A 23791-nucleotide genomic window follows, 5' to 3' on the forward strand; every position below is an offset into this window, starting at 1 on the left:
CGTACTCCATGGGCCCGCGGGCATCGCGGATCCGGGCGCCCCGGCCACAGCCCTGCCGCAACACCAGGAGGAGGCGGCCAGTCCGCGGCGCGGGGCACCGCCGCGCGTGCGGCCCGGGGCACGGGATCGCGCGGCAGCCCCACGACGAGGCGCTCTGGCCGAGGCCCCGGGTAGTTCACGCGGCCTCGTCAGCGTCAGCCCGGTCCGCGGCCCCGGGCACCGCTGCGCCAGTATCCCTGGACGGCGATGGCGCCGCGTACGGCACGGGGCACAGGGCACTCCCGCTCTTTCGGCGAGACCGCGGCCTTGAAGGCGGCGTCGTCCGCGGACCGGCCCGCGCAGCCATTCCAGCGGGCCCGCCAGCATCGACACCGCGCGCGGCGACGGACGCCGAGGCGGCAAGCACGCCCGGCAAGACCACGCGCTCGCGGCACGGCGGGGCGCCTCCCGCCGCGGCGGGAGGCGGCGTCGTAGGCTCGCCGAGCGGGCCAGGGCGAACCCCGGCCAGGAGGAGCGCACGGGACGTGACGACGACGTCGATCTGCCTGTTCACCGCCGATCTGCGGCTGCACGACAACCCCGTCCTGCGGGCCGCCCTCGGTGCCGCGGAACAGGTCGTCCCGCTGTTCGTGCTCGACGACGCCATCGCGGCCGCGGGTTTCGCCGCCCCGAACCGCGCCGCGTTCCTCGCGGGCTGCCTCGCCGACCTGGACGAACTGCTGCGCGCCCGCGGCGGGCGGCTGGTGCTGCGCCGCGGGGACGTGGCGCGCGAGACGTGCCAGGTCGCGGAGGAGACCGGTGCCGGTCAGGTGCACGTCGCCGCGGGGGTGAGCCGGTACGCCGCGCGGCGCGAGGATCGACTGCGGGCGGCGCTGGCCGGACAGCGCCGCGAACTCCGCGTGCACGACGCCGTGCTGACCGCGGTGCCGCCCGGCGCGGTGGCCCCGGCCGGCAAGGACAGCTTCGGGGTGTTCACACCGTACTTCCGCCGCTGGGCGACCGCGGAACTGCGCGATCCGCTGGGCGCGCCCGGCGCGGTCCGGGTCCCGGACGGCGTGGCGTCCCGGCCGCTCCCGCGAGCGCCGGAGGGCACGTCGCCCGGGCTGCCCGCGGGCGGGGAGACCGCGGGCCGCGAACGCTGGGGGACCTGGTGGACGGCGGGGCTCGCCGCCTACGAGGACCGCCACGACGACCTGGCCGGCGACGCCACTTCGCGGCTGTCGCCGTACCTGCACTTCGGCTGTCTGTCGGCCACCGAGCTGGTCCGGCGCGCCCGCGACGCAGGCGGGCCCGGCGCGGACGCGTTCGTACGGCAGCTGGCCTGGCGGGAGTTCCACCACCAGGTGCTCGCCGCCCGCCCCGACGCCGCCTCCCGGGACCTGCGGCCGCGCGGCGACCGCTGGCGCGGTGACGGCCCGGAGGCGGCCGCGTGGCGCGAGGGCCGTACCGGCTACCCGGTGATCGACGCGGCGATGCGGCAGTTGCGGCATGAGGGCTGGATGCACAACCGGGCGCGGCTGCTGGCCGCGAGCTTCCTGACGAAGACGCTGTACGTGGACTGGCGGATCGGCGCCGCGCACTTCCTGGAGCTGCTGGTGGACGGCGACATCGCCAACAACCAGCTGAACTGGCAGTGGGTGGCCGGCACCGGCACCGACACCCGCCCGAACCGGGTGCTCAACCCCCTGGTGCAGGCCCGTCGTTTCGACCCGGACGGCGCCTACGTGCGGCGCTGGGTACCGGAGCTTGCGGCGGTACGGGGTGGCGCCGTCCACCGCCCCTGGCGGCTCCCCGAGGACGAACGAGCCGCCCTGGACTACCCCGCCCCGCTCGCCGACCTCGACGAAGCACTCACCCGCTTCCGCACCGCCCGCGGCAAGTAGCCCCGCCCCGGCACCCGCGCACCGCCCGCGCGCCGCCCAGCGGGGTATGTCGTGGGTGTGGGCCTCTCCACCCAGCCGGCCGCCCTTCGCCTTCCGCCGGTCACGCCCCGCCCCTTCGTCGCGTTCCTCCCCCTGCGGTGGTCCGGAGCCCGCGGCCGGCGGATGGGTCCGTACGGCGATCCGCCCGGCCGGCGGCGGCGCATCCATGGGTGGACGTATGTGACGGGCGTCCCCGCGGGGGGCGGCCGATAATGACCGAGAGCGTACGAGAGAGGCGATTCGATGGCCTACAGTGACGAAGCGGGCGACGGCACGCCGCGTCCGGGGCTGGTCGCGTACGTGCTGCCCCAGCGGCCGCGCGCCGCCGCAACCGCTCCTGTCGCGCACCGCGGCCGGCCCCCTCTCGCACTCCTCCTGTGCACGGTCGCCCTGACCGCCGCGACGGCCCTGGCGGCGCTGCTGCGCTCCCTGCTGCCGCCCGGGACGGCGACCGGCCCCTTCGCCCGCGACGTGGGGAGCCCGCGATGAGCCTCACCTGCCTGGTGACGGGCGCCACCGGTTACATCGGCGGCCGGCTCGTCCCCGAACTGCTCGCGGCCGGCCACCGGGTGCGCTGCATGGCCCGTACGCCCGGCAAGCTGCGCGACCACCCGTGGGCGGGCGAGGTGGAGGTCGTCAAGGGCGACGTCACCGACCCTGACTCGGTGCGGGCGGCGATGGAGGGCGTGGACGTCGCGTACTACCTCGTCCACGCCCTGGGGACCGGGCGGGACTTCGAGCGCACCGACCGGGAGGCGGCGGAGGTCTTCGGGTCCCGCGCGCGGGCCGCGGGCGTGGGGCGCATCGTGTACCTGGGCGGTCTGACCCCCGCCGGGGTACCCGAACGGGAGCTGTCGCCGCACCTGCGCTCCCGCGCCGAGGTGGGCCGGGTGCTGCTCACCTCCGGCGTGCCGACGGCGGCGCTGCGGGCGGCGGTCATCATCGGTTCCGGCTCCGCCTCCTTCGAGATGCTGCGCTACCTCACCGAACGGCTGCCGGTGATGGTCACCCCGCGCTGGGTGAGCACCCGGATCCAGCCGATCGCCGTACCGGACGTGCTGCGCTACCTCGTCGGCTGTGCCACGCTGCCGCCTCAGGTGAGCCGCGCCTTCGACATCGGCGGCCCGGATGTGCTCACGTACCGGGACATGATGGTGAAGTACGCCGAGGTGGCGGGGCTGCCGCGGCGCCTGATCGTGCCGCTGCCGGTGCTGACGCCGTGGCTGTCGAGCCACTGGGTGGGGCTGGTGACCCCGGTGCCGGCGTCCATCGCGCGGCCGCTGACGGAGTCGCTGCGCCACGAGGTGGTCTGCCACGACCACGCCATCGCCGAGTGGGTTCCGGACCCACCCGAGGGCCTGATCGGCGTCGAGCGGGCGCTGCGGCTGGCGCTGCAGCGCATCCGGGAGGCCAACGTGGCCACGCGCTGGTCGTCGGCCTCGGTGCCCGGCGCGCCCAGCGAGCCGCTGCCGACCGACCCTGACTGGGCGGGCGGCAGCCTCTACACCGACCGCCGGACCCGTGTCGTGGACGCCTCGCCGGAGGCGCTGTGGCGGGTGATCGAGGGCATCGGCGGGGACAACGGCTGGTACTCCTTCCCGCTGGCCTGGGCCGTGCGCGGCCGGCTCGACCGTCTCGTGGGCGGGGTGGGGCTGCGCCGGGGGCGGCGGGACGCGGTGCGTCTGCGGGCGGGCGACTCAGTGGACTTCTGGCGGGTGGAGGAGATCGAGCCGGGCCGGCTGCTGCGACTGCGCGCGGAGATGCGCCTGCCGGGCCTGGCCTGGCTGGAGCTGGCGGCCGGACGGGACGGCAGCGGGCGCACGGTCTACCGGCAGCGGGCGCTGTTCCACCCGCACGGCCTGGCGGGGCACGCGTACTGGTGGAGCGTCTCGCCGTTCCACTCCCTGGTCTTCGGCGGCATGGCGCGGAACATAGCCGCCGCGGCCGAGAAAGGCGCGGCGGGACCGTAGCGGCCCGGCCCCGGGTCCCGGAGGTCCTGCGGGACCTCAGTCCGGGACGGTGGTGCGCAGGGCGGTCAGTTCGTCGTTCATCGCGGTCAGGAAGCGCATCACCACGGCCAGTTCGCCCTCGGTGAAGCGGGAGCGCGCCGCGTCGGTGCTGTGGGCCAGGGGCCGGAAGAACTCCCGGGCCACCCCCATCGCCCGCGGGGCGTAGTGCAGATGGACGACCCTGCGGTCGGCGGCGTCGCGGGTGCGGCGGATGTGGCCGGCGCGCTCCAGCCGGTCCAGGCAGGCGGTGACGGCACCGGAGGTCAGATTGAGGCGCTCGCGCAGCAGACCGGGGGTCATGGCGCCGCCGCGGCCGTCGCCGTCCAGGATCGCCACCAGCGCCTCCACGTCGGTGTGGTGCAGCTTCTGGCTCTGTGCGAAGTCCTGCGCGACGCGGTTGAACTCGCTGTTCATCCGGCGCAGCTGCACGGCGAAGGCCTGCAGCCCGGTCGGGGACTCGTCCTGGAGGTTGTCGGGCACCCTCCCATCCTAAATAATCTCGATCATTAAGATAATCAATCACTGAGATAACTCACCCCGGGGTGTCCCGGGACCGCATCCCACGGGAGAGAGCAATGACATCCGTGCCGCGCGCCGTCCGGTGGCTGCTGCCAGTGGTGATGCTGGTCGCCTGGCTGGGCATCGGGGGGACCCTCGGCCCGTACGCGGGCAGGCTCGGCGAGGTCTCCACCAACGACCAGGCCGCCTTCCTGCCGCGCAGCGCCGAGTCGACGAAGGCCGTGGCGGAGCGGACGGCCTTCAGCCGGAACGGGACCGTACCGGCGATCGTCGTCTGGACCGCCGACCGCGGCCGCGTGACCGACGCCCAGCAGAAGGCCGCCACGGCCGCGCTGGCCTCCCTCTCCGGCACCGAGGGGGTGGCCGGGCGCCCCTCCCCGGCGGTGCGCTCCGACGACGGCCTCGCCCTGGAGGGCGTGGTACAGCTCCGCCCCGACCTCGGCCGGGACGTCGGGGACGCCGTCGCCCGGCTCGCGGACACCGCGGGCCGGGTCGGCGGCACGACCGCCCACGTCGCCGGGCCCGCGGCCTCGCAGGCCGACCTGGGCGAGGCCTTCGCGGGCATCGACGGGCTGCTGCTGTTCACCGCGCTGGGCGTGGTGCTGGTGATCCTCCTGCTGGTCTACCGCGCACTGCTGCTGCCCCTGGTCATCATCGTCGGCTCGGTCTTCTCGCTCGGCCTGGCCTGCGGGGTGGTGTACCTGCTGGCGGACCACGGCATCGTCCGGGTCGACGGCCAGGTCCAGGGCATCCTGTCGATCCTCGTCATCGGCGCGGCCACCGACTACGCCCTGCTGCTCGCGGCCCGCTTCCGGGAGGAGCTCGCGGTCCGCGGGGACCGGTTCGCCGCGATGCGCGCCGCGCTGCGCCGCTCGGCCGGGGCGATCGTGGCGAGCGCGGCCACCGTGGCCCTCGGCCTGCTCGCCCTGCTCGCCAGCGACCTCACCAACAACCGCGCCCTCGGCCCGGTCGGCGCCGTAGGGATCGTCTGCGCCGTGGCGAGCAGCCTGACCTTCCTGCCCGCGGCGCTGCTGCTGCTCGGCGGGGCCGCCTACTGGCCCGCCAAGCCGCGGCAGCGGCGTCCGGAGGGCGAGGGCGTCTGGCGGCGGATCGCGGCTCTCGTGGACCGCTCGCCGCGCCGGGTCTGGGCCGCGAGCCTGGTGCTGCTGGTGGGCTGTGCCGCCTTCTCCCCCGCGCTGACCGCCCGCGGTGTGCCGCTGGACGAGATCTTCGTCCACCAGGCCCCCTCCGTGACCGCCCAGCGCGTCCTCGGCGAGCACTTCCCCGGCGGTTCGGGGAACCCGGCCGTGGTCGTCGCGCAGGCCGGCCGGCTCGATCCGGTCACCCGGGCCGCGTCAGGCACCGACGGCGTCCACTCCGTCGCCCCGCTCACCGCCTCGAGCCGGCCCGGCGGGGGCGAGCCGCTCGTCGCGGGCGGCCGGGTCCTGCTGCAGGTGACGCTGGAGGACGCCGCCGACAGCGACGCCGCCAAGGCGACGGTGCAGCGGCTGCGCGCGGCCGTGCACGCGGTGCCCGGCGCGCAGGCGGTGGTCGGCGGCTACACGGCCCAGCAACTGGACACCCAGCGGACCGCGGAGCGCGACCGCACGCTCGTCGTCCCCGTCGTCCTCGCGATCATCCTGGTGATCCTGGCGGCCCTGCTGCGCAGCCTGCTGCTGCCGCTGCTCATGGTCGCCACGGTGGCGCTCAACTTCGCCGCCACCCTGGGCGTGTCGGCGCTGGTCTTCCGTCACGCCTTCGGTTTCTCGGCGACGGACGCCTCGGTGCCGCTGTACGGCTTCGTCTTCCTGGTCGCCCTCGGCGTGGACTACAACATCTTCCTGATGACACGGGTCCGCGAGGAAACGCTGCGCCACGGCACGCGGCAGGGCGTCCTGCGCGGCCTGACTGCCACCGGAGGGGTGATCACCTCGGCGGGCGTGGTGCTCGCCGCGACCTTCGCGGCGCTCGGCGTGATCCCGCTGGCGTTCCTGGCGCAGATCGCCTTCATCGTGGCCTTCGGGGTGCTGCTGGACACCCTGGTGGTGCGCTCGTTCCTGCTGCCCGCACTGGTCCGGGACATCGGCCCGAAGGTGTGGTGGCCGGGCGCCGCGGCGCACAGGGGCGACGAGCCGCCGGCGCCGGACGGCGCCGCGGCACCGCGCCGGGTGGCGGAGCGTCAGACGACCTGATGCAGCCAGCGCACGGGGGCGCCCTCACCCGCGTAGCGGAAGGGCTCCAGCTCGTCGTCCCACGGCTTGCCGAGCAGCTTGGCGACTTCCGTCTCCAGGTCGGCCTCGCCCTTGCGGGCGCGGGCGAGCGCGGCGCGCAGCCGGTCCTCGGGGATGAGGATGTCCCCGTGGATGCCGGTGACGGCATGGAAAATGCCGAGTTCGGGGGTGCTGCTGTAGCGCTCCCCCTCGGCGCCGGCGCACGGCTCGGCCGTGACCTCGAAGCGCAGCAGATGCCAGCCGCGCAGCGCGGACGCCAGCTTGGAGGCGGTGCCGGATTCCGCCTGCCAGGAGAACTCGGCCCGCCAGGTGCCCGGAGAGGCGGGCTGGCGGATCCAGTCCAGGTTCACGCGCACGCCGAGCACGCCCGCGACGGCCCACTCGACGTGCGGGCAGAGCGCGCGTGGCGCGGAGTGCACGTACAGAACTCCACGTGTCGTCACCGGGACCTCCAGTGTGGGACGAGGTACGCCTTCCCCAGCGGCCTCATGCCCATAACCGAGCCATCCGGGACAGCAGTGGACATTCTGCACTAATCATAACGAATGAGACAAGATCTGACCTCTGATCACCTCTTTCGCACCACCTGTCAGGGAAAAAGCTACCGCGCGGCGTCAGGCGAGGAGTGACGTACTGTCGGGATCAGCGAGAAGTCACCCACTCGTCCGAGGGAGAACGGATGCGCCAGTCGCTCCCGCGTGGGGTCAGCGGCGCCCTGATCGCGCTGATCGCCCTGCTCACGACGGCACTCGCGGCCGGCTGCTCGGCCCCGGCCGGCCCGGACAGCACCGAGGCCGGTGCCGCCGGGCGGGCGGGCACGGTGAAACGCCCCGCGAAGATCTGGGACACCACCCCCTCGTCCCTGGCCGCGCTCGGCGACTCCATCACCCGTGCCTTCGACGCCTGCGGGATCCTGACGGACTGTCCGGACCTGTCCTGGGCGACCGGCAGCCGCCGTTCCGTGGCGAGCGTGGCCTCCCGGGTGCTGGACAAGCCGGACACCGAGAGCTGGAACCTGGCGGCCAGCGGCGCCAGGATGCACGACCTGCCGGCGCAGGCGCGGAAGGCGGCCGAACTGCGGCCGCAGCAGGTGACGATCCTGATGGGGGCCAACGACGCGTGCGCGCGCAGCACCGACCGCATGACCCCGGTGGCCGAATACCGCCGGGATTTCTCCGCCGCCCTGCAGACCCTCGACCGCGATCTGCCGAAGGCCCAGGTCTTCGTCGCGAGCGTGCCCGACCTGATGCGCCTGTGGGAGGTCGGGCGGCAGAACGTGCTGGGGCGGCAGGTCTGGAAGCTGGGGCTGTGCCCGTCCATGCTCGGCGACGCCGAGTCGATGAGCACGGCCGCCCAGAAACGGCGGCAGACCGTACGCGAAAGGGTGATGGCGTACAACGACGTCCTGCGGCAGGAGTGCGCGCGCCACAAGCGCTGCCGCTACGACGACGGCGCGGTCTTCGACTACAGGTTCACCCAGAAGGAGCTGAGCCGCTGGGACTGGTTCCACCCGAGTGAGGCGGGTCAGGCCAAGCTCGCGGGACTGGTCTACGCGGCGGCCTTCGGGCCGGGTTCGGCCGGCCGCTAGCCGGGCCGGGCCCGGTGAGCGTCCGGGGTTTCGGACACCGCGCGGTACGCGGCGCGGGCGGACGGACTCACTTCGGCAACATCGCCGACACCTCACCGGCACACCCATTGACACCGCCGGGAGCCCGTAACTACGTTCCCTTCAACATTTCGAACGTGTGACGAAATCTCGAACGACACCCTGTAAGGGGCGGCTTCCGTGCGCATCACCGGCATCAGCACCCATGTGGTCGGCACACCCTGGCGGAATCTCACCTATGTACTCGTCCACACCGACGAGGGGCTCACGGGCGTCGGCGAGACCCGCATGCTCGGCCACACCGACGCGTTGCTCGGCTACCTCCGCGAGGCGGAGGTCAACCACATAACCGGCTCAGACCCGTTCGCGGTCGAGGACCTGGTCCGCCGGATGAAGTACGGCGACTACGGGCGGGCCGGGGAGATCGTCATGTCCGGCATCGCCGTCGTCGAGATGGCCTGCTGGGACATCAAGGGCAAGGCCCTCGGCGTCCCGGTCTGGCAGTTGCTCGGCGGCAAGGTGAACGAGAAGGTCAAGGCGTACGCCAACGGCTGGTACACCACCGAGCGCACCCCGGAGGCCTACCACAAGGCCGCGAGCGCCGTGGTGGAGCGGGGCTACCGCGCGCTGAAGATCGACCCCTTCGGCACCGGCCACTTCGAACTGGACCACGCGGCGACCACCTACTCCGTCTCCCTCATCGAGGCCGTGCGCGACGCCATCGGCCCCGAGGCCGAGCTGCTGGTGGAGATGCACGGCCGGTTCAGCCCGGCCACCGCGATCCGCGTGGCCAGGGAACTGGCGCCGTTCAAGCCCAGCTGGATCGAGGAGCCGGTGCCGCCGGAGAACCTCAAGGCCCTGGCGAAGGTGGCCGCCCACACCGATCTGCCGATCGCCACGGGCGAGCGCATCCACGACCGTTACGAGTTCCGCGAGCTGTTCGAGCTCCAGGCCGCCGACATCATCCAGCCCGACCTGGGGCACATCGGCGGCATCAACGAGGTCCGCAAGCTGGCCGCAACCGCGGAGACCCACTACGTGCTGGTCGCCCCGCACAACGTCGGCGGCTCCGTGCTCACCGCCGCGAGCCTCCAGCTCGCCGGGTGCACCCCCAACTTCAAGATCCTCGAGCACTTCAACGACTTCGCGGACTCCGAGATCAAGAAGGTCGTCAAGGGCGCCCCCGTGGTCGGCGAGGACGGGTACTTCACCCTGTCGGACGCGCCGGGCCTCGGCGTCGAGCTCGACGTCGACGCCGCCGCCGAGTTCCCCCAGCAGCAGGCCCGCTTCGACCTGTGGGCCGAGGGCTGGGAGCGCCGGAAGCCGAAGGGCGCGAAGTGACCGTCCACAGCCACCGCGCCGTCGTGCTCGACGGACCCGGCCGGCACCGGATCACGCCGATCGAACCGGTGCCGCCCGGCCCGGGTGAGGCGCTGGTCCGCGTGCACGCCGCGGGCATCTGCGGCAGCGACCGGGAGATGTACGCCGGCACCCGCCCGAAGGGGTACGTGCGTTACCCCGTCACCCCCGGCCACGAGTGGTCCGGCACGGTGGAGGCGGTCGGCGCCGGGGTGACCGCCGGCCTGGTGGGCCGGAAGGTCGTCGGCGAGGGCTTCCGCAACTGCCAGGTCTGCGAGCGCTGTCACGCCGGGGAGACCACGCTGTGCGGCGCGCCGTACGAGGAGACCGGCTTCACCCAGCCCGGCGCCATGGCGGACACCCTGACGCTGCCCGCCCGGCTGCTGCACGTCCTGGACGACGCGGCCGACCTGCGCACCGCCGCCCTCCTGGAGCCGGCCGCCTGCGTGGCCGCGGCACTGCTGAAGACGCCGGCCACCCCGGGCGAGCGGGTGGCGGTCGTCGGCACCGGCACCCTCGGCATGCTGGCGGTGCAGTTCCTGGCCGCGGTGTCGCCGACGGAGCTGCTGGTGGTGGGCACCGGCCGGGAGCGGGCGGAGCCGGCCGCCTCGTTCGGCGCCACGCGCTTTCGCACGGCCGATGAACTGGACGCGGACGAGGGGCGCTACGACCTGGTGGTCGAGGCCGCCGGGTCCGCCTCCGCGGCCCGTGCGTCGGCGGGGCTGCTGCGCCGCGGCGGCCGCCTGGCGCTGACCGGCATCCCCGCGCCGGGGGCGCTCGGGCTCGACCCCACCGATCTGGTGGTACGCCAGCTGACCGTCCACACGGTCTTCGGGGCGCCGCCCGCCGCCTGGGCGCACACCGTACGCGCCTTCGACGCCGGGATCCTGGACCCGGCACCGCTGATCACGCACGACCTGCCCCTGGAGGAGTACGCCGACGCCCTCGGACTGCTGGGGAACCGGGATCCCAAAGTGGGGAAGGTGCTGCTGCGTCCGTGACCGCTCTGTGCGCGGCGGACACCCGATGTCCCATCCGTTCCCACCCATACCCAATGAATCGAACGTCGTCCGAGATACCGAACGGCGAGAACGAAGGAGCACCGTGACCGACGCACCCACCCCGAGCCCCGGCACGGCCGGCATCGCCTCCGGTCCCCGCCACCCGGGCCAGTACGCGCTCACCCTCCTCGGTCACGGCGCACCGGCGGACGACCCGGCCGACGCCTCCCCGCACTCCTTCCCCGACGGCGGCACCTGGCGCACCGAGATCCCCTCCGTGGAGGGCCCGGAGGCGCTGACCACCGTGCTGGAGGAGAGCGAGCGGCTGCAGGTGCCGGTGCACCGGATCAGCCAGGGCAGCGGCATCTGGATGCTGACGGACGCCGAGATCACCGAGATGGTCGCCGCCTGCGCCGAACGGGACGTCGAGCTCTGCCTGTTCACCGGTCCCCGCGGCACCTGGGACATCGGCGCCGCGACCCGCACCGACTCCCGCGGCGGGGGCCTGCGCGCCCGCGGCCACGACCAGGTGGCCGGCTGCGTCGAGGACGCGCTGCGTGCCGCCGCCCTGGGCGTGCGCTGCCTGCTCGTCGCCGACGAGGGCGTGCTGTGGCTGCTGCACCAGCTGCGCGAGCAGGGCCTGCTGCCGGCCGACACCACCTTCAAGGTCTCGGCGCTGGTCGGCCCGGTCAACCCGGCGGCCTACGCGGTGTGGGAGCGGCTGGGCGCCGACTCCATCAACATCCCCTCCGACCTGACCCTCCAGCAGATCACCGAGATCCGCCGGGTCAGCCGGGCGCCGATGGACTTCTACATCGAGGCCCCCGACGACCTCGGCGGCTTCGTCCGGCTCTACGACGCGGCGGAGCTGATCCGCCGCGGCGCGCCGATCTACCTCAAGTTCGGGCTGAGCAAGGCTCCCGGCATCTACCCGTACGGACGCCAGCTGCGGGAGGTCGCCCTGTCGACCGCCCGCGAGCGGGTCCGGCGCGGCCGCCTTGTACTCGACCTGCTCTCCCGGCTGGGCGCGGACGGCGGGCAGTCCCCGCTGGGCGCGCGGCTGCCGGGACCGCTCCACCGCTTCCCCCTGGACATCACGACCGACCCGGAACAGGCGACCGACCCCCGCCTGACCGCCGAAAGGATCTGATCAGCCATGCGCATCGCCAGAGCCGCACGTCTGCGCACCGCCGCCGCGCTGGTGGCCACCCTCGCCCTCGGCGCCACCGCGACCGCCTGCGGGCAGAGCGAGAACACCGGAGGCGGCGGCAGCAAGGACGGGGACAAGGGCACCATCGGGATCGCCATGCCCACCAAGTCGTCGGAGCGCTGGATCGCCGACGGCGACAACATGGTCAAGCAGTTCCAGGCCCAGGGCTACAAGACCGACCTGCAGTACGGCGACGACAAGGTCGAGAACCAGGTCGCCCAGATCCAGAACATGATCACCAAGGGCGACAAGCTGCTGGTCATCGCCGCCATCGACGGCTCGGCCCTCAGCGACGTGCTGCAGCAGGCCCACGACGCCGGCATCAAGGTGATCTCCTACGACCGCCTCATCCTGGGCTCGGCGAACGTCGACTACTACGCGACCTTCGACAACTACAAGGTCGGCGAGCTCCAGGCCGGTTACATCGTCGAGAAGCTGGGCCTGAAGGACGGCAGCAAGAAGGGCCCCTTCAACATCGAGCTCTTCGCCGGCTCGCCCGACGACAACAACACCAAGTACTTCTTCAACGGCGCGATGGACACCCTCAAGCCGTACATCGAGAAGAAGCAGCTGGTGGTCAAGAGCGGCCAGACCGAGCTCAACCAGGTCACCACGCTGCGCTGGGACGGCGCCACCGCCCAGGCCCGCATGGACGACCTGCTCAGCAAGTCGTACACCTCGGCCGACGTGGACGCGGTGCTCTCCCCGTACGACGGCATCTCCCGCGGCATCATCTCGGCGCTGAAGAGCGTGAGCTACGGCACCGCCAAGAAGCCGCTCCCGATCGTCACCGGCCAGGACGCCGAGGTCGCCTCGATCAAGTCGATCATCGCGGGTGAGCAGGCCCAGACCGTCTACAAGGACACCCGCGAACTGGCCAAGGTCGCGGTCCAGATGGGCAACGCCGTGCTGACCGGCGGCAAGCCTGAGATCAACGACTCCAAGACCTACGACAACGGCACCAAGGTCGTCCCGACCTACCTGCTGCCGCCGGTGAGCGTCGACAAGTCGAACTACAAGGAGATCGTCGTCGACTCCGGCTACATCAAGGAGTCCGAGCTCCAGTAGTACCGGAGCCCGGAGCACGACCGACGATCTTCCCCTTCCCACCACCCGAGGAGAACGGAAAGCAGGAATGGCCGGACCCGTCCTCGAAATGCGCTCCATCACCAAGACCTTCCCAGGGGTCAAGGCGCTCTCCGACGTCACCCTGACTGTCGCCGAGGGCGAGGTCCACGCCATCTGCGGTGAGAACGGTGCGGGCAAGTCGACCCTGATGAAGGTGCTCAGCGGGGTCTATCCGCACGGCAGTTACGAAGGGGAGATCCTCTTCCAGGGTGAACCCTGCGAGTTCCGCGACATCCGGGCGAGCGAGCAGCGCGGCATCGTGATCATCCATCAGGAACTCGCCCTGGTGCCGTACCTGTCCATCGCCGAGAACATCTTCCTCGGCAACGAGCACTCCACCCGCGGCGTCATCAGCTGGAACGAGACGCTGCGGCACGCGGGCCGGCTGCTCAAGCGGGTCGGGCTGACCGACGCGCCCACCACCCGCGTGGCCGACATCGGCGTGGGCAAGCAGCAGCTCGTCGAGATCGCCAAGGCGCTGTCCAAGGAGGTCAAGCTCCTCATCCTGGACGAGCCGACCGCCGCCCTGAACGATGAGGACAGCCGCAAACTCCTGGATCTCATCCTGGAGTTCAAGGAGCACGGCATCTCCTGCATCATCATCTCGCACAAGCTCAACGAGATCGCCAGGGTCGCCGACTCCATCACGATCCTGCGGGACGGGCGGACGATCGAGACACTCGGCATGAAGGCCACCGACGAGGACGGCCGCAGCACCGTCACCGAGGAGCGGATCATCCGCGGCATGGTGGGCCGCGACCTCGACCACCGCTTCCCCGAGCGGGAGCCGGAGATCGGCGAGGTGGCCTTCGCCGTCGAGGACTGGACCGTGCACCACCCGATCGACCAGCAGCGCAAGGTCGTCGACGGGGTCTCCCTCAACGTCCGGCGCGGCGAGATCGTGGGCATCGCCGGACTGATGGGGGCCGGCCGCACCGAACTGGCCATGAGCGTCTTCGGCCGCTCCTACGGCCGGGGCATCAGCGGCCGGGTCTACCTGCACGGCGAGGAGATCCGCACCCGCACCGTCCCGGAGGCGGTGGGGCACGGTATCGCCTACGTCACCGAGGACCGCAAGCACTACGGGCTGAACCTCATCGACGACATCAGCCGCAACATCTCGCTCAGCGCCCTGTCCAAGGTCGCCCGGCGCGGCGTCGTCAACCAGCACGAGGAGGCCCGGGTCGCCGAGTCCTTCCGCTCGACGATGAACATCAAGACCCCGACGGTCTTCGAGACCACGGGCAAGCTGAGCGGCGGCAACCAGCAGAAGGTCGTCCTCAGCAAGTGGATCTTCGCGGGGCCGGAGGTCCTCATCCTCGACGAACCCACCCGGGGCATCGACGTCGGGGCCAAGTACGAGATCTACACGGTCATCAACGACCTGGCGGCCCAGGGCAAGGCCGTCGTCTTCATCTCCTCCGAACTGCCGGAGCTGCTCGGCATGTGCGACCGCATCTACACGATGTCGGCGGGCCGGCTGACCGGGGAGATCCCGCGCGAGAGCGCGACCCAGGAAGTGCTGATGCGCCACATGACCATGGACCGAGGTAACTGAGATGGGCAGCCCGGTGAGAACCGACAAGACTCCTCCGCCGCCCGCCGGGGGCGCGGCCGCCGGCGGGCACGGCGGCGAGGGGGCCGGAGCCACCGGCCTCCTGCTGCAGGCGGCACGGCGCAACATGCGCCAGTACGGCATGATCATCGCGCTGGTGCTGATCGCGGCGCTGTTCCAGATATGGTCCGGCGGCATCCTGCTCAAACCGCAGAACGTCACCAACCTGATCGGCCAGAACAGCTACATCCTGATCCTGGCGATCGGCATGATGGTCGTGATCATCGCCGGCCACATCGACCTGTCCGTGGGATCGCTGGCGGCCTTCGTCAGCGCGGCCGCCGCCGTGATGATCATCCACCACCACGTCTCGTGGCCGCTCGCCCTGGTCGCCTGCCTGCTCATCGGCGCGGTCGCCGGTGCCTGGCAGGGCTATTTCATCGCGTACGTCGGGATCCCGTCGTTCATCGTGACCCTGGCGGGCATGCTGCTCTTCCGCGGCGGTACGCAGATCTTCCTGGAGGGCCAGTCCATCTCGCCCTTCCCGACCGGCTTCCAGAAGATCGGCAACGGCTTCCTGCCCGAGGTCGGGCCGCACACGAACTACCACAACCTGACGCTGCTCATCGGTCTCGTGGTGATCGCCATCGCCCTCGTCCAGGAGATCCGAGACCGCCGCCAGCAGCTGGCGTACGACCTGGACGTACTGCCGCGCAACTTCTTCCTGCTGAAGCTGCTCGCCATCGTCGCCTGCGTGGTGGCCTTCACCATGACCCTCGCCAGCTACCACGGCGTGCCGATCGTGCTGCTCATCCTCGCCGGGCTGCTCATCGTCTTCGGCTTCGTGATGCGCAACGCGGTGATCGGCCGCCATGTGTACGCGCTCGGCGGCAACCAGGCGGCGGCCAAGCTCTCCGGCGTCAAGGACAAGCGGGTCGTCTTCCTGGTCTTCGTGAACATGGGCGTGCTCGCCGCGCTCGCCGGACTGGTCTACGCGGCGCGGCTGAACGCCGGCGTCCCGCAGGCCGGCATCAACTTCGAGCTCGAGGCCATCGCGGCCGCCTTCATCGGCGGCGCCTCCGCCACCGGCGGCGTCGGCACGGTGCTCGGCGCCATCATCGGCGGCCTGGTGCTCGGGGTGCTCAACAACGGGATGTCGCTGGTCGGTATCGGCACGGACTACCAGCAGGTCATCAAGGGGCTGGTGCTCCTGGCCGCGGTCGGCTTCGACGTCTGGAACAAGCGCAAGGTCGGTTCGTAAAGCAGCTACCTATCGAAGGAGCCGCAAGTGGACAGACGTACATTGATCGCGGGCGCGGCACTCGGGGCGGTCGCGCCCGCGATCAGCGGGACGAACGCCTGGGCGGCCGGCAAGGCCGCCGCGGCGCGGCAGACCGCCGACGCCAGGCACAGGCCCGCGGGCAGGAGCAAGGTGAGCAAGGAACACTTCGGGACCCTCGAGGACGGCACCAAGGTCGACATCTGGACGGTCAGCAACGGCGGGATCACCCTCAAGGTGCTCTCGTACGGCGGCGTCGTCCAGACCCTGGAGCTGCCCGACCGGCGCGGCCGCCGCGTCAACGTGTCCCTCGGATTCGACGACCTGGCCGGCTACGTGGCGAACAGCCCGTACTTCGGCGCGCTGATCGGGCGGTACGGCAACCGCATCGCGGGCGGGCAGTTCACCCTGGACGGCCACACCTACCAGCTGCCCGTCAACGACGGCCCGAACAGCCTGCACGGCGGTGACCGGGGCTTCGACAAGCGGGTCTGGGCGGTCGAGGGCTTCAAGGCGGGCTCGGACGCCGGTCTGGTGCTGCGCTACACCAGCGCGGACGGCGAGATGGGCTACCCGGGCACGCTGAAGGTCAAGGTCGTCTACACCCTGACCGCCGACGCGCGGTGGCGGATCGACTACACCGCCACCACGGACAAGGCGACGGTCGTCAACCTCACCAACCACACGTACTTCAACCTGCGCGGCGAGGGCGACGGCGGCATCTACGACCACGAGGTCCAGATCGCCGCCCGGCGCTACACCCCGGTCGGCTCCACCCTGATCCCCACCGGTGAACTGGCGCCCGTCGCGGGCACCCCGTTCGACTTCCGCACGGCGAAGCCGATCGGCCGCGACATCCGCTCGGCGCACCAGCAGATCCTGTACGGGCAGGGCATCGACCACAACTTCGTGCTCGACAAGGGCCGCACGGCCGCGCCCGAGCACATCGTGACGGTCACCGAGCCGGTCTCCGGCCGGGTCATGCGGATCGCCACCACCGAACCCGGTGTGCAGTTCTACACGGGCAACTTCCTGACCGGGGCGTTCGCCGGTTCCTCGGGCCGGGTCTACCGGCAGGGCGACGGCTTCTGCCTGGAGACCCAGCACTTCCCGGACTCCCCCAACCACCCCTCGTTCCCGTCGACGGTCCTGCGGCCGGGGCAGACCTACCGCTCCACCACCGTGCACGCCTTCGGCACCCACTGAGCGGCGCCACCCTCCCCGCGGGCGGGGGCGGCCGGGATTCTCTCCCGGGCGCCCCCGCCTGTCGACTTCGGGGCCGAGACCGGGTGAACCCGCCTCGGCCGTGGTGGGCCACCGGAATGACAGCGGCGGAAAGTCCGCGCGCGGGGGGGTACGCATCCCGTCGATCAAGCCCTGCGGCTTTCGCATTCGACGAGGAGTCCCCCATGAGTCCTGACGGCAGGTCGACTCGGCCGCGCCGGTACCGGCGATACGGACGCCTGACCGGAGTGGTCGTGCCGCTCGCCGTCGCCGCGGCCGCGGTGTCGGCGCCCGTGCTCGCCACGACCCCCGGCACCGTGACCACCGCCGCCGGCACGAGGGCAGCCGTGAACGACCCCCGGCCACCCGGCACCCGGAGTGTCGCCGGCAACAACGACGACGAGGAGGAGGAGAGCGAGGACGGCGGCCGCGAGGAGGCCCGCGACGACGGCGGCCGCGAGGACGGCGGCGACCGCGGGGACCAGCGGGGCGGCCGGGAGACCGACCGGGGCGACAACGGCCGGGACGAGGGCGACGACGAGCGTGCCGACGACCGCCGGGACGACCAGGGCGAGGAGAGCGGCGAGGGCCGGGACGAGCGCGGTGACCAGCCCCAGCAGCAGCGCCACGACGACCAGGGCGGCAACCGCGACGACGAACGTGGGAACGGCCGCGACGACGAACGGGGCAACGGCCGCGACAACGAGCGCCGGGACGACCGGGGCGACGGACGGGACGACCGCGACGGCTCCTGCGTCAGCATCGACTCCACTCTCCGCAGGGGCGACCAGGAGATCTCCGTCGCGGTGTTCGAGGGCCGGATCTTCATCGGCGGGCGGACCCTTCCCCGCGGCCGCTTCGTCTGGCACTCCCTCAGCGGCAACCGCGGCTATCCTCGCGGCGTCTGCGGCGCCACGGTGACCTCCGTCGGCTCCGGCGTGTGGGTCAAGGCGATCACCCGGGACGGCCGGGTGGTCGAGACGCACTGCGTCATCCGCGAGACGCGCGGCAAGAAGAGCACCTGCGGGGAGTGGAAGACCCTGGACAGCCACTCGTTCCGGTCGGCCAGGTGACCTCGCGCCCGCGCGGGCCGGTGGGCGACCGGCCGGCGCGGGCGCGACGCGTCAGGAGGCGTCCTGCCAGTACAGCGCCGGCCGCGGCGTGCCGGGCGGCACCGAGGCGAAGGCCGCCGGGACCTCGGCGGTCAGCGCGGGGTACGTCTCCGGGGCGGGCGCCTCAGGCTGCTGGGGCCGGGACTGGACCTGCGGCTGGGGCTGCGGCTGGGGCTGCGGCACGGGCCTGACCTCGTAGACCGGCTGCGGCGGGGCCGGGGGCGGTGCGACGGACTGCTCGTACAGCGGCTGGGGCGGCGGGGCCTGCTGGATCTGTGGGAGCGGCTGCGCCGGCGGCATCGCGGGCTGTACCGGCGGCGCGGGCTGGATCTGCGGCAGCTGCTGCGGCGCGGTCTGCGGGGGTTGCTGGGGCTGCTCCTGGACGGGCGCCGCGGGCGATGGGGCGGCGTACCAGGTGCTGCCGTACAGCACCGTGCTCAGCCCGGTGAGCAGCCGCTGGACGTCGGGCTGGGGGCGGACCACCAGCCGCATGAAACGGCTGCTGCTGCCCAGCTTGTTGCCGCACTCGCGGACCAGCACCCCGTGCTCGGCCAGCAGCCGGTCGCGCAGCACCACGCCGTCGACTCCGTCGGGGAGCTTGACGAAGACGAAGTTGCCCTGGGACGGGTAGACGGTCAGCCCGGGCAGCGCCGCGAGCTGCCACAGCATCTCCTGGCGGTCGCGGGAGACCAGGCGCAGGCTCTGCGCGTACTCCTCGCGGTGGTCCTTGAGCATGAAGACCACCGCCTCCGCGAAGGAGTTGAGGTTCCACTTCGGCAGCATGCGGCGGACCTTGCCGGCCAGCGCGGGGTTGGCGACCAGGTAGCCGAAGCGGATGCCGTGCAGGCCGAAGTTCTTGCCGAGGCTGCGCAGGACGATCACGTTGGGCCGCAGGACGGCCTCGCTGGCGACACTCGGCCACACCTCGGCGTCGGTGAAGTCGAGGAATGACTCGTCGATCACGACGAGGTCGAGGTCGGCCAGGGCGTCCATGAGTGCCACGACGGCGTGCTTGGGGAGGTAGCCCCCGTCGGGGTTGTTGGGGTTGCAGATCACGGCCGTACGGGAACCCCGCGCGCGGACGAACGCGACGAAGGCCGCCGGATCGAGGGCGAATCCGGCGGCCTCCGGGAGGAGGAACATGTCGACGCGCTTGCCGGTCTCCATGGGCTGGTCGGTCCAGCGGCCGAAGGTGGGTATGGGGATCGCCAGGCTCTCGCGGACCAGCAGATGGTCGATCCAGGTGATCAGCTCGGTGGAGCCGTTGCCCATGGCCACGGTCTGCGGGTTCAGCCCGAGCAGGGAGCACAGCTCGTTGGTGATGACGTCCGTGCTGCTCGGGTAGTAGGTGAGGATGTCCCGCATCGACTCCTGGAGCTTGTCGTACATGGCCGGGCTCGGGAAGTACGGGTTGCACGGGATGCAGAAGTCGACGATGTCGCGTCCTCCGCCGGAGGACGACAGGCCGCCGGCGGCGCGGCGCAGCGCGAAGTACGAGGGACTGTGCGCGGTGTTGGCGCGGAACAACTCGGTGGCATGACCGGTGACGCCGACAGCGACGGTCACGGCAGAACCTCCCTCGCTCACGGGGCCGCGCCGCGGCGGCCGACTTCCCCTTGCCTGCACGACCTTGTCACACATCCCTCACATGTGGTGCATATGGGTTGTTTGTATGACAAGCGGTGAATGGTTCGGCTATCTTGCGGCCGTCCCGGGTCTCATACGGGCGCGGCCGGGCTTCCGTTCAGTCACCGCATCCCCTGCGCGCGGGCGCCGGCGGCGGTGGCGAGCGCGCAACCGAGGTCCGGGCGGTCACCGGGGACGGCCTCGGCGGACCGTATGGGAACCGCGGCGTATGTCTCTCAGCCGAGCGTGACCGCGGCCGCGACGAGGAGGGCGCGGATCTGGGCGGTGACCGCCCGGCGCTGGGCGAGGAAAGCGGGGTCGCTGACCGTGCCCGTGGCCGGATCCGTGTTGCCGGGGCCGAAGTGCAGCACGGGGGTGTGGACATGGCCGCCCGGGGCGGGCAGCGCGAGCCTGTCCCGGAGCAGGGTGGCGCGGTAGGCGATCTCGTTGGAGAGGTAGTCGCCGCCGCCCCCGGCGCGGGCGGCGGAGCCCGGGCTCGGGCCGCTGTCGCGGGTGACGGGAGCGGTGGCCCCGGCCGGGACCTCGGTGACGGTGGTGCGGTCGTGCACGGGGAAGGGGCCGGTGCCGGCGGCGGCGATCGCCGCGTACGGGAGCGTGGACGCCGTCCACTGCGGCTGCCGCTCCGGGGCGGTGACCGGGACCGTGCCGACGACGGAAAGGCCGGCGTTGTCGGGGAGGCCGCCGCGCCAGGCGCCGTTGAAGCGTTCGAGGTCGAAGCGTCCGTCCCGGCCCTGGCTGACGGTGGCGAAGAGGTCGACACGGCGTGGGCCGGGCAGGAACCGGGGGCGCAGGACGCGTTCTACCGTGCCGTCGGTGAAGTCGCCCCAGCGCACCGGGAAGACGACGCTCTCGACACGGGCCGGACCCGCGGCGGTCTCGAGGGTGACGCCGTCCAGGGCGAGCGCCGCGGCCCCGGAGGGATTGCTGCGCCGGATGTCGGTGTCCAGCCGGAAGGGGTCGAAGCCGGTCAGCAGGATGCGCCGGCCGCCCTCGGCCGCGGGCGGGGGGACGGCGTCCTGCCCGCGCGAGGCGCGCTCCAGGCGCTCCCGCAGCGCCGCACGGACGGCGGCGGGCAGCGTGAACGCCGGTTCCCAGCGCCGCAGTTCCCGGCCGAGAGCGAGCCGGGCCCAGTACAGCGGCCGGTCGTCGTCGTGGCTCAGGTCACCCTCCGCCGGCCCGCGGCCCTGGGCCCGGTCCACCGCGGCCCGCCACAGGGCGCGCCCGTGCCACCGTACGCTCCGGGCGGCCGCGGCCGCGTCACGGGCCTCCGCCAGCGCCCGGGCGAACCGCGGGGCCGCGGTGTGGAAGCCGCTGCGGCGCAGGATCTCCCGCGGCACCGCCATCTCCAGGCGCAGCTCCTCGACCGTGGGCAACGGAACGTCGGCGGGCACACCGAGGTGGAGCGGCAGCCGCATGGCGGGGAACCTCCGGGCGGTCGGATACGGGTCGGCCGCCCGGAGCATGCCGCACGCGGACGCCGCCGCGCCAGAGGTCCCGGACGCCGGACCGGCTGGCGGACCAGGAAGAAGATGCCCGGCCCGAACCCCACACGGGCGAGCGGGGACCGCAGCGCCCCCTCGGCCCGAACCCCCACACGGGCCGGCGGGGACCGCAGCGCCCCCTCGGCCCGTACCAGCGCCGAGTGCGGGACCACCCGCTTCAGCCGCGTGCTGGGCAGGTTGGACACCGGCATCCGCCGCTCGACGCGCAGCCCCGCGGCCTCCGGCTGCGCGGCGACCGTGCGCGGGTGGTGGTTGACGAACGGGATGCCGGCGCGCTCGCGTTCTCCGGGGGACTGGTCACACGGCGGGGCCGAACGGTTCCCTCCGGGTCGCGCGTTGGCCGCTACGGCTTGCGGAAAGCCGGCGGCCCCACCGGCGCGTCCGACTCCGACCGCGGCTCCGGGTCCTCCCGCGGCGGCGCCAACGCCCGCACCAAAAGCGTCGCACCCGCCACCGCACCCGGCATGAGCAGCACGGACACCAACGGCACCAGGAAGCACAGAATCAACGGCACACCGAAACCGAGCGTCAGTGCCATCCGCCCGCGCAACATCCGCATCCGCTCCCGCAACGGCACCTCACGACGCTGGAAGGCCACACCGCTGAGTTCGAGGGCGAGGAAGTAGCCGGAGACGCAGAAGCCGATCGCGGGGACGACCGTCTGGCCGACGAAGGGGATGAAGCCGGCGGCGAAGAGCAGGATGCCCCAGGCCGCGACCCGGACCAGCACCCGAAGGCTGTCCCGGGCGGACCGCAGCAACTCCCGCCACAGCGGGACCTCAGGGGCGTCCGGCGCGCCGCCCTCGCTGACGTCGACCCGCTCGGCGAGGGACTCGTAGAAGGGCTGGCCGACCAGGAGGGTCACCGCGGTGAAGGAGATCACGGCCAGCAGCAGGCCACCGCCGAAGGCGATCGCGGTGAGCAGCCCGCGGAACAGGCCGCGCCAGGGCGAGTCCCAGTCGTCGGCGAAGGGCGTGGCCCAGGCGGTCGCGTCGTCGGCCCAGAAGGCGAGGACGACCAGTGCCGCCGCGTAGCCGACGAGAGTGATCAGCGCGGGCAGCAGCCCGAAGCCGAACCAGCGGCCGTGCCGGAGCACCCAGCGCTGGCCGTCGACGAAGAGCCGTATCCCGGAGGCAAGATCTCGCATGCGCGACAGGGTATGCGAACCACGGGCGGCCGTTACGGCTCAGACCACGACCTCGCAGTCCCGGGCGCCGGAAGGGTCCGGGTCGAAGAGGCAGACGTCGGAGCCGGTGTCACCGCTGACGACGCCGTTGCCGGCGATGTCCACGGCCTTCAGGAAGAGCACGTCGTCACCCGGGCCGCCGCTGACGGTGCCCGAGTTGGCGTCGGCGTCGCCGATCAGGTCCACGAGGTCGTCGCCGTCGCCGCCGGTGACCCGGCCGCTGTTCTCGCCGTTGATCTCGATCAGGTCGGCCCCGCCGCCGCCGTCGACGGCTCCCGCGTTGCCGCCGTCGACGGTGATCACGTCGGTACCGCCGCCGCCGGCGACCACGACGCCGGCGGGGACGCCGCCCGGGCAGTCGATCTCGTCGAAACCCTCGGTGCCGGTGACGACGCCGCCGGTGACCGGCCGGCCGTTCACCGTGCAGCCGGCGACGGCGGGCGCGGGCGGGCCGCTCGCCCGTGCGGAGCCGGTCGGCAGCACGAAAGCGCCGGCCAGGACGAGTGCCGCGCCGGCCAGGACCGGACGGGTGCGCGTACGTGCCGTCATCGCAGCTCCTCGGGTGGACGCCTGGGGTGGGGCGCGGTTGGCACGAGCGTCACGTCGCGGGAGGCGGCGCGCAATCGGGCGGGGGCCGGCCGGGGGACCCTACCCGGTAAGGGTCCTGACGTCCCGTCATCGTGCGGCCGGTGGCGACCCCGCACCCCGGGGAGGGTGTCAGGGACCTCCCCGGGGTGCCTGGATCAGCCGTCCACGGCCACCGGCACCGTGAGACGGCGGTCAGCGAAGCTGCGCGCGACCTCGGCGGTGTACGTACCCGCGAGAGTGCGCCAGTCACCCTCCGAGGGGTCCCGGATCTGCGCGGCGCGCCGCGGCAGCGTGATGCGGGCCTCCGTCACGGCGCCCGCGGGGACTCGGGGCCCGCAACCTGCGTCCCGTCGAAGATCACCGCGCCGTCCACGGCGAGGCGGAAGCCGCCCAGGCCCCCGGGGGGGGCGAAGTGGTGGGCGCCGCTCTCGCATGGGGTGAACGTGCCGGTCACTCGACCGAGCGCAGAGCGGCGTGGGTCACTCCGGCGGGCAGGTCGCTGCCCAGCCACTGGACGTGGCCACCGGGCGGCGTGCAGGTGCCCGGGACCCGGCCCGCGGCGTCCCGGTAGGCCGCGCGCAACGCGAAGCCCGGCCCGGCGGGCACGAGTTCCTCGTTGGGGCCGGCGCCCACGGCGTAGCGCCCTGGAGGCGTGTCAGAGCGGCGCCCTCCGGCAGCGCCGCGCGCGGGCCGCCCAGCGGGGCGACCACACA

Annotated in this window: 22 protein-coding genes; 13 read left to right on the top strand and 9 right to left on the bottom strand. The window is 72.7% G+C overall.

What is annotated here, in order from left to right:
• Positions 1-524: 524 nt before the first annotated feature.
• The 3 genes from ACRWNP_RS30650 to ACRWNP_RS30660 all read left to right on the top strand — a co-directional run bounded on the left by ACRWNP_RS30650 (position 525) and on the right by ACRWNP_RS30660 (position 3892).
• Positions 525-1883, top strand: a complete 1359-nt coding sequence (locus ACRWNP_RS30650) for a cryptochrome/photolyase family protein (RefSeq protein WP_431967105.1) — start codon at positions 525-527, stop codon at positions 1881-1883.
• A gap of 282 nt (positions 1884-2165) precedes the next feature.
• Positions 2166-2411: a hypothetical protein gene (locus ACRWNP_RS30655; protein ID WP_431967107.1), complete on the top strand. Its 246-nt coding sequence runs from the start codon at positions 2166-2168 to the stop codon at positions 2409-2411.
• Positions 2408-3892: an SDR family oxidoreductase gene (locus ACRWNP_RS30660; RefSeq protein WP_431967109.1), complete on the top strand. Its 1485-nt coding sequence runs from the start codon at positions 2408-2410 to the stop codon at positions 3890-3892. Before ACRWNP_RS30655 ends, ACRWNP_RS30660 begins: the two co-directional genes overlap by 4 nt.
• 36 nt (positions 3893-3928) lie before the next feature.
• Here the strand turns inward: ACRWNP_RS30660 and ACRWNP_RS30665 are convergent, their stop codons facing one another.
• Complete coding sequence (locus tag ACRWNP_RS30665) at positions 3929-4375, bottom strand: MarR family winged helix-turn-helix transcriptional regulator (RefSeq protein WP_431967181.1); 447 nt, start codon at positions 4373-4375, stop codon at positions 3929-3931.
• A 131-nt stretch (positions 4376-4506) separates the two neighbouring features.
• Between ACRWNP_RS30665 and ACRWNP_RS30670 the strand changes: the two genes are divergently transcribed.
• Positions 4507-6642, top strand: a complete 2136-nt coding sequence (locus ACRWNP_RS30670) for an MMPL family transporter (RefSeq protein WP_431967111.1) — start codon at positions 4507-4509, stop codon at positions 6640-6642.
• Here the strand turns inward: ACRWNP_RS30670 and ACRWNP_RS30675 are convergent.
• Positions 6630-7124: a DUF3145 domain-containing protein gene (locus ACRWNP_RS30675; protein WP_431967113.1), complete on the bottom strand. Its 495-nt coding sequence runs from the start codon at positions 7122-7124 to the stop codon at positions 6630-6632. The genes ACRWNP_RS30670 and ACRWNP_RS30675 overlap by 13 nt on opposite strands.
• Before the next feature lie 236 nt (positions 7125-7360).
• On the opposite strand from ACRWNP_RS30675, the gene ACRWNP_RS30680 reads away from it, so the two are divergent.
• The 9 genes from ACRWNP_RS30680 to ACRWNP_RS30720 all read left to right on the top strand — a co-directional run bounded on the left by ACRWNP_RS30680 (position 7361) and on the right by ACRWNP_RS30720 (position 18116).
• Entirely contained in the window at positions 7361-8269 is a 909-nt protein-coding gene (locus ACRWNP_RS30680) for an SGNH/GDSL hydrolase family protein (protein WP_431967115.1), read from the top strand.
• Positions 8270-8467: 198 nt separating this feature from the next.
• Complete coding sequence (locus ACRWNP_RS30685; protein ID WP_431967117.1) at positions 8468-9628, top strand: mandelate racemase/muconate lactonizing enzyme family protein; 1161 nt, start codon at positions 8468-8470, stop codon at positions 9626-9628.
• Positions 9625-10647, top strand: a complete 1023-nt coding sequence (locus tag ACRWNP_RS30690; protein ID WP_431967119.1) for a zinc-dependent alcohol dehydrogenase — start codon at positions 9625-9627, stop codon at positions 10645-10647. Before ACRWNP_RS30685 ends, ACRWNP_RS30690 begins: the two co-directional genes overlap by 4 nt.
• A gap of 103 nt (positions 10648-10750) precedes the next feature.
• Positions 10751-11797 carry a hypothetical protein gene (locus tag ACRWNP_RS30695; protein ID WP_431967121.1) on the top strand — a complete coding sequence of 349 codons (1047 nt, stop codon included), beginning with the start codon at positions 10751-10753 and terminating at the stop codon, positions 11795-11797.
• 6 nt (positions 11798-11803) lie between these two features.
• Positions 11804-12925, top strand: a complete 1122-nt coding sequence (gene chvE / locus ACRWNP_RS30700; RefSeq protein ID WP_431967123.1) for a multiple monosaccharide ABC transporter substrate-binding protein — start codon at positions 11804-11806, stop codon at positions 12923-12925.
• Between the two features lie 67 nt (positions 12926-12992).
• Entirely contained in the window at positions 12993-14543 is a 1551-nt protein-coding gene (gene mmsA / locus ACRWNP_RS30705) for a multiple monosaccharide ABC transporter ATP-binding protein (RefSeq protein WP_431967125.1), read from the top strand.
• A gap of 1 nt (position 14544) precedes the next feature.
• Positions 14545-15801 carry a multiple monosaccharide ABC transporter permease gene (gene mmsB / locus ACRWNP_RS30710; protein ID WP_431967127.1) on the top strand — a complete coding sequence of 419 codons (1257 nt, stop codon included), beginning with the start codon at positions 14545-14547 and terminating at the stop codon, positions 15799-15801.
• Positions 15802-15843: 42 nt separating this feature from the next.
• The gene (locus tag ACRWNP_RS30715; protein WP_431967183.1) at positions 15844-17025 is read left to right on the top strand and encodes an aldose epimerase family protein; all 1182 of its coding nucleotides are present in this window, start codon (positions 15844-15846) and stop codon (positions 17023-17025) included.
• Between the two features lie 203 nt (positions 17026-17228).
• Positions 17229-18116 (top strand): hypothetical protein, encoded by an 888-nt coding sequence (locus ACRWNP_RS30720; RefSeq protein ID WP_431967129.1) that lies wholly within the window; start codon positions 17229-17231, stop codon positions 18114-18116.
• A gap of 51 nt (positions 18117-18167) precedes the next feature.
• Here the strand turns inward: ACRWNP_RS30720 and ACRWNP_RS30725 are convergent, their stop codons facing one another.
• The 7 genes from ACRWNP_RS30725 to ACRWNP_RS30755 all read right to left on the bottom strand — a co-directional run bounded on the left by ACRWNP_RS30725 (position 18168) and on the right by ACRWNP_RS30755 (position 23711).
• The gene (locus ACRWNP_RS30725) at positions 18168-19721 is read right to left on the bottom strand and encodes a pyridoxal phosphate-dependent aminotransferase (protein ID WP_431967131.1); all 1554 of its coding nucleotides are present in this window, start codon (positions 19719-19721) and stop codon (positions 18168-18170) included.
• A gap of 296 nt (positions 19722-20017) precedes the next feature.
• Complete coding sequence (locus ACRWNP_RS30730) at positions 20018-21217, bottom strand: pyroglutamyl peptidase (RefSeq protein ID WP_431967133.1); 1200 nt, start codon at positions 21215-21217, stop codon at positions 20018-20020.
• A gap of 430 nt (positions 21218-21647) precedes the next feature.
• Positions 21648-22451, bottom strand: a complete 804-nt coding sequence (locus ACRWNP_RS30735; RefSeq protein ID WP_431967135.1) for an EI24 domain-containing protein — start codon at positions 22449-22451, stop codon at positions 21648-21650.
• 39 nt (positions 22452-22490) lie between these two features.
• Complete coding sequence (locus ACRWNP_RS30740) at positions 22491-23039, bottom strand: hypothetical protein (protein ID WP_431967137.1); 549 nt, start codon at positions 23037-23039, stop codon at positions 22491-22493.
• A 194-nt stretch (positions 23040-23233) separates the two neighbouring features.
• Positions 23234-23389 (bottom strand): hypothetical protein, encoded by a 156-nt coding sequence (locus ACRWNP_RS30745; protein WP_431967139.1) that lies wholly within the window; start codon positions 23387-23389, stop codon positions 23234-23236.
• A complete protein-coding gene (locus tag ACRWNP_RS30750; protein WP_431967141.1) occupies positions 23386-23532 on the bottom strand; it encodes a hypothetical protein in 147 nt (48 codons plus the stop codon). The genes ACRWNP_RS30745 and ACRWNP_RS30750 overlap by 4 nt, the downstream gene beginning before the upstream one ends.
• A complete protein-coding gene (locus tag ACRWNP_RS30755) occupies positions 23529-23711 on the bottom strand; it encodes a hypothetical protein (protein ID WP_431967143.1) in 183 nt (60 codons plus the stop codon). Before ACRWNP_RS30755 ends, ACRWNP_RS30750 begins: the two co-directional genes overlap by 4 nt.
• Between the last annotated feature and the right edge of the window lie 80 nt (positions 23712-23791).

This window comes from Actinacidiphila sp. bgisy160, assembly GCF_965342435.1.
Taxonomy (GTDB): Bacteria; Actinomycetota; Actinomycetes; order Streptomycetales; family Streptomycetaceae; genus Actinacidiphila.

Bases quoted from the DNA above. Each gene is read 5' to 3' on its own strand.
- ACRWNP_RS30655 (WP_431967107.1), top strand. From the start codon at position 2,166: ATGGCCTACAGTGACGAAGCGGGCGACGGCACGCCGCGTCCGGGGCTG.
- ACRWNP_RS30660 (WP_431967109.1), top strand. From the start codon at position 2,408: ATGAGCCTCACCTGCCTGGTGACGGGCGCCACCGGTTACATCGGCGGC.
- ACRWNP_RS30670 (WP_431967111.1), top strand. From the start codon at position 4,507: ATGACATCCGTGCCGCGCGCCGTCCGGTGGCTGCTGCCAGTGGTGATG.
- ACRWNP_RS30680 (WP_431967115.1), top strand. From the start codon at position 7,361: ATGCGCCAGTCGCTCCCGCGTGGGGTCAGCGGCGCCCTGATCGCGCTG.
- chvE (WP_431967123.1), top strand. From the start codon at position 11,804: ATGCGCATCGCCAGAGCCGCACGTCTGCGCACCGCCGCCGCGCTGGTG.
- mmsA (WP_431967125.1), top strand. From the start codon at position 12,993: ATGGCCGGACCCGTCCTCGAAATGCGCTCCATCACCAAGACCTTCCCA.
- mmsB (WP_431967127.1), top strand. From the start codon at position 14,545: ATGGGCAGCCCGGTGAGAACCGACAAGACTCCTCCGCCGCCCGCCGGG.
- ACRWNP_RS30720 (WP_431967129.1), top strand. From the start codon at position 17,229: ATGAGTCCTGACGGCAGGTCGACTCGGCCGCGCCGGTACCGGCGATAC.
- ACRWNP_RS30730 (WP_431967133.1), bottom strand. From the start codon at position 21,217: ATGCGGCTGCCGCTCCACCTCGGTGTGCCCGCCGACGTTCCGTTGCCC.
- ACRWNP_RS30735 (WP_431967135.1), bottom strand. From the start codon at position 22,451: ATGCGAGATCTTGCCTCCGGGATACGGCTCTTCGTCGACGGCCAGCGC.
- ACRWNP_RS30740 (WP_431967137.1), bottom strand. From the start codon at position 23,039: ATGACGGCACGTACGCGCACCCGTCCGGTCCTGGCCGGCGCGGCACTC.